This is a genomic window from Actinomadura flavalba DSM 45200 (assembly GCF_000374305.1).
GTDB classification, from domain to species: domain Bacteria; phylum Actinomycetota; class Actinomycetes; order Streptosporangiales; family Streptosporangiaceae; genus Spirillospora; species Spirillospora flavalba.
Genome location: NZ_KB894097.1, coordinates 177888 through 191347, shown reverse-complemented (window position 1 = coordinate 191347; position 13460 = coordinate 177888). Strand labels below are relative to the sequence as shown.

Here is a 13460-nt window from a genome sequence, read left to right as displayed (position 1 = left end):
TCAGGCGGGGCGGTCGGAGTCGGGGTCGGTGGCGCCGGCGGCCTGGAGGACGCCGCCGAGGGCGCGGACGGACAGGTCGCGGACCTCGTCGCGGTGCAGGTCGCCCTCGGTGAGCCACGCCTCGGTGGCGCCCTCCACGAAGGACAGCCAGCCCTCCAGCGCGATGCGGAGGGCGGGCCGGGGCGTGGAGGCGCCGATGAGGCCCTGGCTGATGGCGGCGAGCATCCGGCCCCGGGAGCGGCGGTAGAAGGCGTTGACCTCGGGGTCGACGCCGATGCCGCCGCTGACGATGGTGTGGAAGGCCGAGCGGTGCGTGTCGGCCCACCACAGGAAGCCGTCCAGGGTGCGCATCAGCCGGTCCACGGGGGTCAGCTCGTCGTACTCCTCGGCGAGGGTGTTGAGCGCGTCGGTGGCGGACTCGATGACGGCGAGGAAGAGGCCGCGTTTGCTGCCGAAGTAGTAGTAGATGAGGCCCTTGGCGACGCCGGCGGCCTCGGCGATCTCGTCGATGGGCAGCGCGTCGTAGGGGCGGTCGGCGAACAGCCGGGCGGCGGCGTCCAGGATGGCCGCGCGGCGGGCCTCGCCGCGTCCCCCGGCGGGTCTCCGGGTGGTCTCCTGCTCTGATCCGGCCGTCATGCCGCCCCCTCTTGACTTTGGTTCAAGTCGCTCCCATATTAGATCGACAGTCTAATTGCGCTGCTGGGGGTCGGGTGAAGTCGCTCAGGATCAAAAACGACGCCGTCGAACTTGCGGTACGTGAGTATTCGGCGCCGGGCGGCCCGTCCGCCCCGACCCTCATTCTCGTGCACGGATACCCGGACGAGCAGGGCGTTTGGCAACCCGTCGCGCGGCTGCTGGCCGAGCGGTTCCGCGTCGTCACCTACGACGTGCGCGGCGCCGGGGGCTCGACCCGGCCGCGCCGCACGGCCGACTACGCGATGGAGCGCCTCACCGCCGACCTGCGCGCCGTCCTCGACGCCGTCTCCCCGGACCGGCCCGTCCACCTCGTCGGCCACGACTGGGGATCGGTGCAGCTCTGGGGCGCGCTGACCGGCGGCGGCGTCGAGGGGCGGGTCGCGTCGTTCACCTCGGTGTCCGGGCCGTGCATCGAGCACTTCGGGCAGTGGGCGCGCGACCGGCTGCGGCGGCCCGCGCCGCGCGACGCCGCGCAGCTCGCGGGGCAGTTCGCCCGGTCCTGGTACCTGCTGCTCGGCGCGGTCCCCGGGGTGTCGTGGGTGTTCTGGCGGTGCGGCGGGACGCGGCTGTTCCCGGCCGCCGTCCGGCTCCTCGAAGGCGTCCGGCGCCGCCCCGCGCCGACGCTGCGGGCCGACGCGCTGCACGGCGTCCGGCTCTACCGCGCCAACGCGGCGCGGTTCCTGCGGCCCGCCCGCGACCGCGTCACCGACGTGCCCGTCCAGGTGGTCGTGCCGACGCGGGACGCGTTCGTCTCGCCGCACCCGTCGGCGTCGCTCGCCCCCTACGCGGCGCGGCTGTGGCGGCGCGAGATCCGCGCCGGGCACTGGGGCGCGCTGCTGCGGAACCCGGACGTCCTCGCCGGTCAGGTGACGGAGTTCGTCCGGTATGTGGAGGGCGGTGCCGAGTCCCCGGACCTGCGCGCCGCGCGGCTGACGGCGGAGAGGACGGCATGAGCGGCATCGACGAACGGCACCCGGAGATCACGCCCCGGCGGGTCAGGTTCGACTGGTCGGAGACGCCGCTGCACTGGATTCCGGACGAACCGGTCGCCACGCACTTCATCAACGTGCTGCACCTGCTGCTCCCGGCGGGCGAACGCTGGTTCGTCCACGTCTACAAGCAGGCCCTGCCGCTGGTCGCGGACGACCCGCGCCTGCACGGCGAGGTGCGGGGCTTCATGGGCCAGGAGGCGGTGCACGCCTACTCGCACCAGGGCGTCCTGGACCGGCAGATGCGCGAGCGGGGCCTCGACCCCCGCGCGCTGACGCTCCGGATCGAGTGGATCTTCACCCGGCTGCTGGGCGACCGCCGGCCCCTGCCGATCATGACCCGGCGGGCCTGGCTGAACCTGCGCATCGGGATCATCGCGGGCATCGAGCACTACACGGCCGTCCTCGGCGCGTGGATTCTGGACGCCCGCGAACTCGACGCGGCGGGCGCCGACCCGACGATGCTGGACCTGCTGCGCTGGCACGGCGCCGAGGAGGTCGAGCACCGCTCGGTGGCCTTCGACGTCTACCAGCACGTCTCCGGCGCCTACTGGCGGCGCTTCCTGGCGTTCTTCGCGGGCGTGATCGCGATGCCGCTCGCCGTCTACTTCGGGGCCGCGTTCCTGTGCGCGAAGGACCCCACCCTGCACGGCGTCCGCCCCCGCGTCCGCGACTACCGCCGCGCCGTCCGCCGCGGCCTGTTCCCCGGAAACCGCTTCATGGTCGCCGCCGCCCGCCGCTACCTGCGCCGCGACTACCACCCGTCCCGCGAGTGCTCGACCCGTCGCGCCCTCGACTACCTGGCCGTCTCCCCGGCGGCCCGGGCAGCGAAGCGCCGCTAGAAGGTGCAGTTCTGGCGTTTGATGCCGTTGATGAAGTTGGAGTAGAGCCAGTCGGCGGGGCCCGTCGCGCGGATGGCGGGGACGCGGGTGAAGAGTTCGCGGAACATGACGGTGATCTCGCGGCGGGCCAGGTTGGCGCCGAGGCAGAAGTGCGGGCCGGGGCCGCCGAAGCCGACGTGCGGGTTGGGGGAGCGGGTGATGTCGAACCGGTCGGGGTCGGGGAAGACCGACGCGTCGCGGTTGGCCGAGTTGTAGAACAGCAGCACCTTGTCGCCCTCGCGGTAGCGGTGGCCGTTCATCTCGTGGTCGCGGGTGAGGGTGCGGCGGAACTGGATCACCGGCGTCGCCACGCGGACGATCTCCTCGACGGCGCCGCCGATGCGGCCGTCGAAGTCGGCCAGCAGCAGGTCCCGCTGGTCGGGGTTGCGGGTGAGCAGCCGGAGCCCGTGCGTCATCGCGTTGCGGGTCGTCTCGTTGCCCGCCACGACGAGCAGGATGAAGAACGACCCGATCTCCTGGTCGGTCAGGGACTCGCCGTCGATCTCCGCCGCGACGAGCGCGGACGTCAGGTCGTCGGCGGGTTCGCGGCGGCGGCGCCGGGCCAGCTTCATCGCCAGGTGGTTCAGCTCGAACCCGGCCGCCATCGCCGCCGCGAGCCCGTAGAGCATGCCGCCGCGCGTGACGCCGGTGTCCATGAAGTCGCGCCCGCCGGTGTAGTCGGGGTCGCCGAGGCCGAGGATCGTGTTGGTGTGCGCGTAGACCCGCGCGCGGTCCCGCTCCGGGATGCCCATCATGTCGCAGATGACGCGCAGCGGGAGGCGGGCGGCGACCTGGTCCACGAAGTCGCCGGGGCCGGTGGCGAGCAGCTCGTCCACGATCTCGGTCGCGGACGCGGCCAGGTCGGCCTCCAGCTTGGCCAGGACGCGCGGCGTGAACGCCCGCGACACGATCCTGCGGATCTTGGCGTGCCGGGGGTCGTCCATGTTGATCATCGAGCCGAAGTAGCGGGCCAGGTACGGTGGCAGGTCGGCGACGCTGTTGGAGCACGGCTCGCTGCTGAACACCTCCGGCGTCCGGCTGGCCTCGACCACGTCGGCGTGCCGGACCAGCGCCCAGTAGCCGTCGCCCGTCTTGAGGAAGGGCAGCTTCAGTTCCCGGTAGAACGCGGGCCGGTCGCGGCGCCGCAGCGCGGCGAACGCGGCCTCGCGCTCCGTGCGGGGCCGGGCCCAGAAGTCCAGCGCGGACAGGTCGATGGCGTCGAGCGTCGTCGTCACGGCGATCCCTCCCGGGTTCATGGAACGCGTCCGCCTCCCGGCCGTCAAGACGTCCGCCCGACCCAGTGTAAGTGCCTACTGACGTCTCAGGCGGGGCGGGTCAGCACGGCGCGCTCGGCCGCCGTCCACAGGCCGCTGGTGAGCAGGTAGACGCCCGCCGCCAGCGGCACGAACGCCGCCGCGACGACCGTCCCGAACGGGAGCACGCGCAGGACCCCGGCCATTGGCGCGTCCGCCGGGACCTGCCGCGCCGTCCACCACGCCACCAGGGCCAGCAGCGCGAACAGCCCGAGGAACACCAGCGACGGCGGCGCGAACAGGCCGCCGCCGACGACGCCGGCGAAGTTCTGCGCCAGCGGCGCGCCGAGCAGCGTGTGCGCGAGCAGCGCGTTCTGGTGCCCGGCGACGCTCCCGGCCGTGCACAGCCGGTACAGCACCAGGAAGAACGGCGCCTGGAGCAGCGCGGGCCCGAATCCGGCGAGGGGCGACACGCCCTCCCGGCGGAACAGCGCCGCCGACTCCTCCCGCAACCGCACCGGGTCGGCGCCGTGCCGCCGCCGCAGCTCCGCCAGTTCCGGCGCCAGCCGCGCCCGCGCGCGCTGCCCGCGCGCCGCGCGCACGGCCAGCGGCAGCAGGAGGGCGCGGACGCCGAGCGTCAGCACGACGATCGCGCCGGCCGTCGCGAGATCGCCCGCGAACGGCGTGAGAAGGGCCGTGAGACCGACCATCGCGTCATGCAACGGCGCCACGAGGAAATCCATCCGGGAACACTCACCTTTCGCCTGAACTGAAGGGGACGTCGCGGCCCCCGTCAGGCGGGGGCGTCAGGCGAGTGCGGGCGCGCGTGGCTGGGAACGTCCGGGAATGCCGGGATCGCGGAGCGGCAGGTAGGACGTGCGGAGCGTGCGGTCGCGCAGCGTGGTGCGCAACCGGGCGCGGTGCTCGGCGCCGGAGGCGCGGACGGGAGCCGCGAGGGCCGCCGCGAACGCGGCGAGCGCCAGTGCGAGCGCGGCCAGCGCGAGCAGCGGGCCGGGCCCGGCCGCGACGTCCAGCAGCCACGCGAGCAAGCGATTCCCTTCCGATGCGGTCTCCATCACAACGACGCACGGGACGCCGTTCCGGTTCCAGAATGCCGCATTCGCGCAGGTAATCTCGCTCCGTGAACCGTTCCCACCTCACCGTCCCGCCCGCGGGCACCCCGATCCCGCCGCCGCATCCCGACGCGCCGGTGGACCAGCCCCTCGGCCCGCACTACGCGCGCTGCTTCGGCTGCGGCCCCGACCACCCGACCGGCCTGCACCTGGAGGCCGTCAGCCGCGACGGGCTCAGCGTCGCCGCGCAGTTCAAGGTCGGCGACGACCACCAGGGCGCGCCCGGCCTGGCGCACGGCGGCGTTTTGGCGACCGCCGTGGACGAGGCGCTCGGTATGGTCGTCTGGCTGCTCCGCAAGCCGTACGTCACCGGACGGCTGGAGGTCGACTACGTCCGGCCCGTCCCGGTGGGGACGACGCTCTACATCCGGACCCGCTGCACCGGCGTCGTCGGACGCAAGGCGTACCTTGAGGCCGAGGCGCGGATCGGCTCCCCGGACGGCCCGGTGGCCGTGCGCGGCGCGGCGCTGTTCATCGAGGTGCCGGTCACGCACTTCGCCGAGCACGGCGACGGAGTCGGCGGCATGGCACCCGACCGCGAGGTCAACCCCTGACGACGAGGTGAGAGCGTGAGCGACAAGGTCGACGTCCTGATCCAGCGCCTGGACGCGGATCTCCCGATCCCCGGCTACGCGCACCCGGGCGACGCCGGCGCCGACCTGGTGGCCCGCGTGGACGTCGAGCTGGCGCCCGGCGAGCGGGCCGTCGTGCCGACCGGCGTCGCGATCGCCCTGCCCGACGGCTACGCCGCCTTCGTGCACCCGCGTTCCGGTTTGGGCGCTAGGTTGGGGGTGACCATCGTGAACGCACCCGGTACCGTCGACGCCGGCTACCGGGGCGAGATCAAGGTGACCCTGCTCAACACCGATCTACGGGAGACGGTCCGGTTCCGGCGCGGTGACCGGATCGCCCAGATGGTCGTGCAGCGTGTGTCGCGGGCGGTGTTCCACGAGGTCACCGACCTTCCGGGGTCCGCGCGCGGTCACGGCGGATTCGGCTCCACCGGCGGGATCGCCGATAATGGGCCCACCAGCAGAGAAGGAGCGTGAGTCGTGGCTTTTGGACGTCGCCGGCCGGCCGACGAGCCCGCGAAGGGCACCGAGCCCGCCGAGGAGCGGGCGGAGGCCGCCGCGGATTCCGCCGCGGAGGCTCCCGCAGAGCAGGACAAGGCCGAGATCGAGGGCGGCCCGTGGGACTCCGAGGAGTCCTTCCCCGAACTCCAGCGGCTCGACTTCGGGGCGATGCAGATCCCCGTCGCGCCGGGGCTCGGGTTCCAGGTGAACTTCGAGGCCACCGAGGTCGACGACGAGGGCAACCCGCTGAACGGCCGCCCGGTCGCGGTGCTCGTCCAGTACGGCGAGAGCGCCATGCAGATCCAGGTGTTCGCCGCGCCGAAGCGCACCGGCATCTGGGCCGACGTCCGGGCCGAGACCGCCCGCGAGGTCACCGAGCAGGCGCAGGGCCAGGTGCAGGAGGGCGAGGGCCCGTTCGGGCAGGAGCTGCTGGCGATGGTCCCGGCCGCGCTGACCGAGGACGTCCTGGCCGAGATGCCCGACGAGGTCCGCGAGCAGATCCCGGCCGAGTTCGTCGAGCAGGGCTGGGCGCCGCAGATCATCCGCTTCATCGGCGTGGACGGTCCCCGCTGGTTCCTCCAGGCGGTCGTGCAGGGCGCGGCCATCGAGGACGAGGAGCAGTGGCAGGTCCTGGAGGACGTCTTCCGCGGCATCGTCGTGTCGCGCGGCGACGCCCCGATGCCGCCGCGCGAGCTGCTGGAGCTGACGATCCCGGACGAGTTCACCGAGGCGGGCGACGACGACGGCGCCGAGGCCGAGGGCGAGTCGTTCAACCCGTTCGAGCGCGGCCCGGAGATCACCGAGGTCCGCTGAGAACGAGATCCCGCGAAGGGGTGGCCGCACCCGGTCCTCGTTGTTAGGTTAGCCTTACCTAACTTCGGGAGGCCGGGTGTGAGCATCGTCGAGCTGGAGGACGTCCACCGTTCCTTCGGGCGGGTCCACGCGTTGCGGGGGCTGTCGCTGCGGGTGGAACGCGGCACGATCGTCGGGCTGCTCGGCCCGAACGGCGCCGGGAAGACGACGGCCGTCAACGTGCTGACCACGCTGGTGCGCCCCGACGCGGGCACCGCCCGCGTCGCCGGGCACGACGTCGTCCGCGAACCCGGCCGGGTCCGCTCGGTGATCGGGCTGACCGGCCAGTTCGCCGCGCTGGACGACGGCCTCACCGCCCGCGAGAACCTCGTGCTGTTCGGTCGGCTGCTCAAACTCGGCCGCGCCGGGGCCCGCGAACGCGCCGCCGAACTGCTCGACCGGTTCGGCCTGGCCGCCGACGCCGACCGCCGCACCGGCGGCTTCTCCGGCGGGATGCGCCGCCGCCTCGACCTGGCCGTGTCGATGGTGGCCCGGCCCGCCGTGCTGTTCCTGGACGAGCCCACCACCGGCCTCGATCCGACGAGCCGCGCCCTGCTGTGGGACGTGGTCCGCGCGCTGCGCGCCGACGGCGTCACGATCCTGCTCACCACCCAGTACCTCCAGGAGGCCGACGAGCTGGCCGACCGGATCGCCGTCATCGACCACGGCCGGGCGATCGCCGAGGGCACCGCCGGTGAGCTGAAGGCGCGGGTCGGCGGGTCGGTGTGCCACCTGGTGCTGCCCGCCGAGACGCGCGACCGCGCCGCCGAGGTGCTGGCCGCCGGTCACCAGGTCACGCCGACCGACGACGGCCTCACCGTCCCGGCGGCGGGCAGCGGCACCCTCACCGCCGTGCTGCGCGCGCTGGACGCGGCGGGGATCGAACCCGCCGACATCGCGCTGCGCCGCCCCACCCTGGACGACGTGTTCTTCGCGCTGACCGGCGGCGGCGCCGACGCGGCGCCGGAACCGGCGGCGGCGGGCGCGGCCGGAGACCCGGCGTGAGCGCCGCCGCCGCGCCCGCCCCCGCCGCGCTGCTCGACGGCGTGCTGCTCGCCGGACGGCACCTGCGGCTGCTCGCCCGCCGCCCCGGCGCGATCATCGGCCCGGTGCTGACGCCGCTGCTGTTCGCCGCGCTGTTCTTCGGCGTCTTCCAGAACGTCATGGCCCGCGCGGGCGTGGACTACGCGCAGTACCTGCTGCCCGCCGTGATCGTGCAGGCGATGTTCTTCAACGCGATGGCGGCCGGGCTCGGCGGCCACGAGGACGCCGCGAGCGGGATGCTGCGGCGGCTGCGTGGCGCCCCCGTCGCGCGGTCGGCACCGCTGACCGGCTGGCTGCTGGGCCGCACGGCGGTGTCGGCGGTCGCGCTGGTGCTGCTGGTGGCGGTCGGGCACCTGCTCGGCTTCCGGTTCCACGGCGGCGCGGCGGGCGCGGCCGGGTTCGCGGCCGTCGCGCTGCTGCTCGTCGTCACGCTCACCGCCGGATACCTGACGCTGGCGCTGCGGGTGCGGTCGGTGCAGGCGTTCCAGGTGCTCGCGAACCTGTTCTTCTTCCCGTTCCTGCTGCTGTCCAGCGCGTTCTCGCCCGCGCGGGCGTTCCCGGAGTGGCTGCGGCCGGTCGTGGAGCAGCAGCCGGTGTCGCGGGTCGCGGACCTGCTGCGGGCGCTGGCGTCCGCCGAGGGCCCCTCGGCGGGCCCGGCGCTGATCGCGCTCGGCTGGCTGACCGGGCTCCTCGTCCTGTTCCTCGTGCTCGGTGCGCGCGCCTTCGGGAGGACCGCATGACCGCCCCGCGTCCCGCCGTGCTCGGCGACTCGGCGCTGCTCGCCGGACGCGCCCTGCGGCTGCTGTGGCGCGACCCCGCCGCGCTCTACCTCAGCGCGTTCTTCCCGCTGATCCTGCTGCTGCTCATGTCGGTGAGCTTCGCCGAGATCGTGCTGCCGGGCCGGAGCTACCGCGAGTACGTCGATCTCAGCCTGCCGCTGTTCGTCGCGATGGGCGTGGTGTTCGCGGCGCTCAACACCGCCCGCGCGCTGCACGAGGACGTGCACGGCGGCATGGACGACCGGCTGCGGACGCTGCCGGTGGCGGGCGTCGCGCCGCTGCTCGGGCGGATCGCCGCCGACACCGTCCGCAACGCGCTGACGGTCGCGATCGTCGTCGTGGCCGGGATCGCGCTCGGGTTCCGGTTCACGACCGGGCCGCTGCACGTCGTGGCGTTCTTCGCGGTGCCGCTGCTGTTCGGGTTCGGCGTCGCCTGGTTCATGTGCCTGCTGGCGGTGCGGGTGACGTCCGCCGAGACGGCCGGGGCGGCGCTGAACGCGCTGCTGCTGGTGCTGTCGTTCCTGTCGACCGGGTTCGTGCCCGGCGACGACCTGGCGTCGTGGGCGCGTCCGATCGCGGCGGCGAACCCGCTGTCGGCCGTCGTGGAGGCGATGCGGGTCCTCGCGCACGGCGGCGCGCTCACCGGCCCGCTGCTGCGGGCGGCGGCGTGGACGGCGGGGCTGACGCTGGTGTGCGCGCCGCTCGCCGTCCGCGCCTACCGCGCGCGGCCGGCCCGCTGACGGCTCACATCTCGATCAGCTCGAACGGCACCGCGAGCTCGACGCCCGCGGCGGCGCCGGCGGGTTCGCACATGCCGGTGAGGAAGGCGCGCGGGTCGAAGTCCTGTCCGAGGTTGGCGAAGTAGACCCGGTGCGCCTCCAGGGAGGCGACGCCCGCCTCCAGGTGGCCGGTGACGTCCACGTGGTGGCGGGCCTCCGGCGACCCGCCGAACAGGACGAAACGGACGCCCGGCCAGGGGTCGAGGTCGAGGTCGCGGAAGACCCAGCGGTTGGCGGCGTCGCGGACGCCGTCCAGGACGGCGAGCCCGAACGCGCGGTGGTCGGCCATGTTGAAGCCCCCGCCCGCGAACGTCTCGCGGAAGTTGACCGACAGGACGACGTCGGGCCGGTGCCGCCGGATCGCCCCGGCGACGGCGCGGCGCAGCGGCAGCCCGTACTCCAGCACGCCGTCGGGGAAGCCGAGGAACTCGACGGTCTCGACGCCGACGGCGCGCGCCGCCGCGATCTGCTCCTCCGTGCGGACCGCCGCCACCTCCTCGGGGTCCATGGAGTCGATCCCGGCCTCACCGCGCGTGGCCAGCACCTCGACGACGTGCTTGCCCGCCGCCGTCCACTTCGCGACGGCCAGCGAGCCGCCGTACTCCAGGTCGTCGGGGTGGGCCACCAGCGCCAGTGCCGTGCCCCAGTCCTCGGGGACGGCCGTCATCGCGTCGTTCATACGTTCCATGATCCCCGGAGCGCCGGGTGGGCGAACCCGCCGCGCGGGCGGCACCCTGGACGCATGAGCCGTCCCGCCCCCGTCGCCCCCGCCCGGCGGATCGCCGCGCTGGACGCGCTGCGCGGGTTCGCGGTGTGCGGCATCCTGCTGATCAACATCCCGCAGACGCTGGAGATGTTCCGCGCGGCGGGGGAACTGCCCGCGCCGCTGCGGCTGTTCGCGCTCGGCCGCTTCTATCCGATCTTCTACCTGCTGTTCGGGATCGGGTTCGGGCTGTTCCTGCGCTCGGCGGAGCGGCGGACGGGCCGCCCGCTCGTCCCGATGGCGCGGCGGCTCGCGGCGCTGGCGGTGTTCGGGGTGCTGCTGCACCTGATCCAGCCGGGCGAGGTGCTGCTGCCGTTCGCGGTGGCCGGCGCGCTCGTCCTGCTCCCGGCGAGCCTCGTCGGGCCGCGCGACGCCCTGGTCACCGGCGTGGCGCTCGTCGTGTTCGGCTGGCTGGCCGGGGCGGGCGGCTTCGGGCTGCTGCCCGGCGTGCTGGCGATCGGGTTCGCGCTGGCCCGGTGGGACGTCCCGCGCACGCTGCCGGGCGACCCGTTCCGGCTCGCGGCGGTCCTCGCCGTCGCGGCTGGCGCGGCGCTCGCGGCCGTCCTCGTCCTGGCGGCCGGGCCGCCCGAGTCCGTCGGCGCCCGGGTCGGGCTGCTGCTGTCGGCGTCGATGTCGGCCGCCTACGCCGCCGCGTTCCTGCTCCTGCTGCGGACGCCGCTCGGCCCGGCCGTGTCGGCGGTGCTGGCCCCGATGGGCCGGATGGCCCTCACCAACTACGTGACCGCCGCGATGATCTTCGTCCCGGCGGGCGCGGCGCTGGGGCTGCGGCACTCGTCCGCGTGGGGGACGGCGATGCTGCTCGCCGCCGCGATCCTGGTCGTCCAGGCCGTCTGGAGCCGCCTGTGGCTGGCGTGGTTCCAGCAGGGGCCGCTGGAGTGGGTCTGGCGCTGCGTGACGTACTGGCAGATCCTGCCGATCAGGAACCCCCGGCCCGGCGGCTCCGCCGGACCGGGGGGCGACGTCACGGCGTGACGGCGTCCACGGCGGGGCTCGCCAGGGCGCGGCGGGCGGCGCCGTAGGCCGTGCCGAGGGTCAGGGCGGCCGCGAGGACGGCCACCACCACGACCGCCGCCGGGCCGCCCTCCGGGACCGGCGAGCCGATCCGGGCCACGGCGAACGGCACGATGCCGAGCAGCGACACCGCCGCGCCGCACACCACGCCGACCGCCGCCAGCACCGCCGCCTCCAGCGCGACCGTGCCGAGCACCTGTCCCGGCGTCGCGCCCGCCAGCCGCTGCTGGCCGAACTCGCGGCGCCGGTGCGCGGTCGCCGCCAGCAGCGTGTTCACCAGCATGATCGCCATGAAGAGGACGATCATCCCGATCACCACGTAGTTCAGCGTCTCCAGCGTCCGCGCGTCGGCCTCCGGCAGGTCCGTCGCCGTGGCCAGGGCCGCGTTCTCGGTCCGCTGGAGGTGGACGGTCCCGACGCCGACGCCGGTGAACAGGATGATCGGCGCCATGACGGCGGCGAGCCGCCGCGTCCGCCGCCGCAGGCTCACCACGGCCAGCTCGCCCGCCACGCCGAACGCGCCCAGCGGACGTTCCAGCAGCCGCGTCGCGCCGCGCAGCAGCGCCGGGGACAGCAGCGCCAGGCTGAGCGAGCCGAGGATCGCGGCCTGCGCCGCGATCGGCATCGCCATCGTGCCCTCGTCCCGCATGACCGTCATCGTCAGCACCGCGCAGTTCACCGCCGCGCCCAGCAGCAGCACCGCCGCCGCGATCCGCGGCCACGGCAGCCGGGCCGCGTCGGCGGCGTCGGCGTAGGGGTCGGCCGGCCGCTCCCGGCCCGTCCGGCGCGCGGCGAGCAGCGCGGCGACGACGGCCGCGACGAGCGTGATGCCGAAGCCCGTCCCGGCCGCGAACGCCCCGAACGTGTGCCCGATCGACCGGGGGACCATGTCCGCGTCGTGCAGCAGCCCGACGATGCCGCGCCCGGCCAGCCACGCCGGGAGCACGGCCGCGAGCGCCCCCGCGACGGCCAGCCCGGCGGCCTCCCCGACGAGCATCCGCCGGATCTGCCCCGGCGTCGCCCCGACGCTGCGCAGCAGCGCCAGCTCCCCGGCGCGCTGCCGCGCCGACAGCGTCAGCGTGGACGTCACCGCGAACACCACGAGCACGAGACCCCAGCCGCCGACAACGGCCGCCATCGTCGTCAGGGTCTCGGCGGCGGCGCCGGTCGCGCCGCCCGACACCGAGGTGTCCAGCAGCGACCCGAACGCCATGATGATCGTCGCGCCGAGGAACGCGGCCAGCAGCGACGCGGTGAACGCGCTCACGCGGCGGCGCAGCGAGCGCAGGGCCAGTCCGAGCATGTCAGGCCCCCGTCCGCGCGCGCTGGACCTCGGCGTCGTCCCCGAGGTGGGTCATCCGCTCCGCGACGGCCTCGGCGGTCGGCGCGGCGAGCCGCCCGACGAGCCGTCCGTCCGCCAGGAACAGCACGGCGTCGGCGTGCGCGGCGGCCACCGGGTCGTGCGTCACCATGACCACCGTGCGGCCGTGCGCGCGGACGGTCTCCCGGAGCAGCCCGAGCACCTCGCGGGCGCTGCGGGTGTCCAGCGCGCCGGTCGGCTCGTCGGCGAACAGCACCGGCGGACGCGCCACCAGCGCCCGCGCGATCGCCACCCGCTGCCGCTGCCCGCCCGACAGCTCGGCGGGCATCCGGTGCAACCGGTCACCGAGCCCGACGCGGCGCAGCGTCTCGACCGCGTGCGCGGTGTCGACGCGGCGTCCGGCCAGCTTGAGCGGCAGCGTCACGTTCTGGAGCACGTCGAGCGTCGGCAGCAGGTTGAGCTGCTGGAACACGAACCCGATCCGGCTGCGCCGGAACCGGGTCAGCGCCGCCTCGTTGCGTCCGGCCAGTTCGGCGCCGTCCACGAACACCCGCCCGCCGGTCGGGGTGTCGAGCCCGGCGGCGCACTGGAGCAGCGTGCTCTTGCCCGACCCGGACGGCCCCATCACCGCCGTGAACGACCCGGCGGGCAGCGCCACCGACACGCCCGCCAGGGCGTCGACCTTGCCGTCGCCCGTTCCGTGCACCTTCCGCACGTTCTCCAGCCGCAGTGCCTCGCCCGCGGCGGTTCTCACCGTCATCGTCGTCTCCCTCGTAGCGTTCTCGTGATCGACGCTACGGAGCGCGCGGACCGGCGCCGATGGGCGTAGGGAGCCGGTCGGGGTGGGGAAAAGCCCACCTGCGGC

The 13460-nt window shown here is 74.7% G+C and carries 16 protein-coding genes; 9 read left to right on the top strand and 7 right to left on the bottom strand.

Features of this window, described 5'->3' with window-relative positions:
* Nucleotides 1-636 carry a TetR/AcrR family transcriptional regulator gene (locus C229_RS31175; protein WP_018656808.1) on the bottom strand — a complete coding sequence of 212 codons (636 nt, stop codon included), beginning with the start codon at nt 634-636 and terminating at the stop codon, nt 1-3.
* Between the two features lie 74 nt (nt 637-710).
* Here C229_RS31175 and C229_RS31170 point away from each other — a divergent pair, with 74 nt between their 5' ends.
* Both C229_RS31170 and C229_RS0119610 read left to right on the top strand, forming a co-directional pair.
* A complete protein-coding gene (locus C229_RS31170) occupies nt 711-1649 on the top strand; it encodes an alpha/beta fold hydrolase (RefSeq protein ID WP_033424570.1) in 939 nt (312 codons plus the stop codon).
* Complete coding sequence (locus C229_RS0119610) at nt 1646-2527, top strand: metal-dependent hydrolase (protein ID WP_018656806.1); 882 nt, start codon at nt 1646-1648, stop codon at nt 2525-2527. Before C229_RS31170 ends, C229_RS0119610 begins: the two co-directional genes overlap by 4 nt.
* Here the strand turns inward: C229_RS0119610 and C229_RS0119605 are convergent.
* The 3 genes from C229_RS0119605 to C229_RS0119595 all read right to left on the bottom strand — a co-directional run bounded on the left by C229_RS0119605 (nt 2524) and on the right by C229_RS0119595 (nt 4868).
* Complete coding sequence (locus C229_RS0119605; RefSeq protein WP_018656805.1) at nt 2524-3822, bottom strand: cytochrome P450; 1299 nt, start codon at nt 3820-3822, stop codon at nt 2524-2526. The two genes, C229_RS0119610 and C229_RS0119605, sit on opposite strands and share 4 nt — an antisense overlap.
* Nucleotides 3823-3887: 65 nt before the next feature.
* On the bottom strand, nt 3888-4562 hold the full coding sequence (locus C229_RS0119600) for a YidC/Oxa1 family membrane protein insertase (protein ID WP_018656804.1): 675 nt from the start codon (nt 4560-4562) through the stop codon (nt 3888-3890).
* Nucleotides 4563-4625: 63 nt separating this feature from the next.
* A complete protein-coding gene (locus C229_RS0119595; RefSeq protein ID WP_018656803.1) occupies nt 4626-4868 on the bottom strand; it encodes a DUF6412 domain-containing protein in 243 nt (80 codons plus the stop codon).
* 92 nt (nt 4869-4960) lie between these two features.
* Between C229_RS0119595 and C229_RS0119590 the strand changes: the two genes are divergently transcribed.
* The 6 genes from C229_RS0119590 to C229_RS0119565 all read left to right on the top strand — a co-directional run bounded on the left by C229_RS0119590 (nt 4961) and on the right by C229_RS0119565 (nt 9440).
* Nucleotides 4961-5506: a PaaI family thioesterase gene (locus C229_RS0119590; RefSeq protein ID WP_018656802.1), complete on the top strand. Its 546-nt coding sequence runs from the start codon at nt 4961-4963 to the stop codon at nt 5504-5506.
* Nucleotides 5507-5521: 15 nt separating this feature from the next.
* On the top strand, nt 5522-6001 hold the full coding sequence (gene dut, locus C229_RS0119585; protein WP_018656801.1) for a dUTP diphosphatase: 480 nt from the start codon (nt 5522-5524) through the stop codon (nt 5999-6001).
* Nucleotides 6002-6004: 3 nt separating this feature from the next.
* Entirely contained in the window at nt 6005-6838 is an 834-nt protein-coding gene (locus C229_RS0119580) for a DUF3710 domain-containing protein (RefSeq protein ID WP_018656800.1), read from the top strand.
* A gap of 78 nt (nt 6839-6916) precedes the next feature.
* Nucleotides 6917-7882: a daunorubicin resistance protein DrrA family ABC transporter ATP-binding protein gene (locus C229_RS0119575; RefSeq protein ID WP_018656799.1), complete on the top strand. Its 966-nt coding sequence runs from the start codon at nt 6917-6919 to the stop codon at nt 7880-7882.
* Nucleotides 7879-8661: an ABC transporter permease gene (locus C229_RS0119570; RefSeq protein WP_018656798.1), complete on the top strand. Its 783-nt coding sequence runs from the start codon at nt 7879-7881 to the stop codon at nt 8659-8661. The genes C229_RS0119575 and C229_RS0119570 overlap by 4 nt, the downstream gene beginning before the upstream one ends.
* Entirely contained in the window at nt 8658-9440 is a 783-nt protein-coding gene (locus C229_RS0119565) for an ABC transporter permease (RefSeq protein ID WP_018656797.1), read from the top strand. Before C229_RS0119570 ends, C229_RS0119565 begins: the two co-directional genes overlap by 4 nt.
* Before the next feature lie 4 nt (nt 9441-9444).
* Here C229_RS0119565 and C229_RS0119560 read toward each other — a convergent pair whose 3' ends face one another.
* Complete coding sequence (locus C229_RS0119560; RefSeq protein ID WP_018656796.1) at nt 9445-10158, bottom strand: PIG-L deacetylase family protein; 714 nt, start codon at nt 10156-10158, stop codon at nt 9445-9447.
* Nucleotides 10159-10221: 63 nt separating this feature from the next.
* Here C229_RS0119560 and C229_RS0119555 point away from each other — a divergent pair, with 63 nt between their 5' ends.
* Nucleotides 10222-11235: a DUF418 domain-containing protein gene (locus tag C229_RS0119555; protein WP_018656795.1), complete on the top strand. Its 1014-nt coding sequence runs from the start codon at nt 10222-10224 to the stop codon at nt 11233-11235.
* Here C229_RS0119555 and C229_RS0119550 read toward each other — a convergent pair.
* Together C229_RS0119550 and C229_RS0119545 are read right to left on the bottom strand one after the other, a co-directional pair.
* Nucleotides 11225-12577, bottom strand: a complete 1353-nt coding sequence (locus C229_RS0119550) for an FtsX-like permease family protein (protein WP_018656794.1) — start codon at nt 12575-12577, stop codon at nt 11225-11227. The genes C229_RS0119555 and C229_RS0119550 overlap by 11 nt on opposite strands.
* 1 nt (nt 12578) lies before the next feature.
* On the bottom strand, nt 12579-13355 hold the full coding sequence (locus C229_RS0119545) for an ABC transporter ATP-binding protein (protein ID WP_018656793.1): 777 nt from the start codon (nt 13353-13355) through the stop codon (nt 12579-12581).
* Nucleotides 13356-13460: the final 105 nt, after the last annotated feature.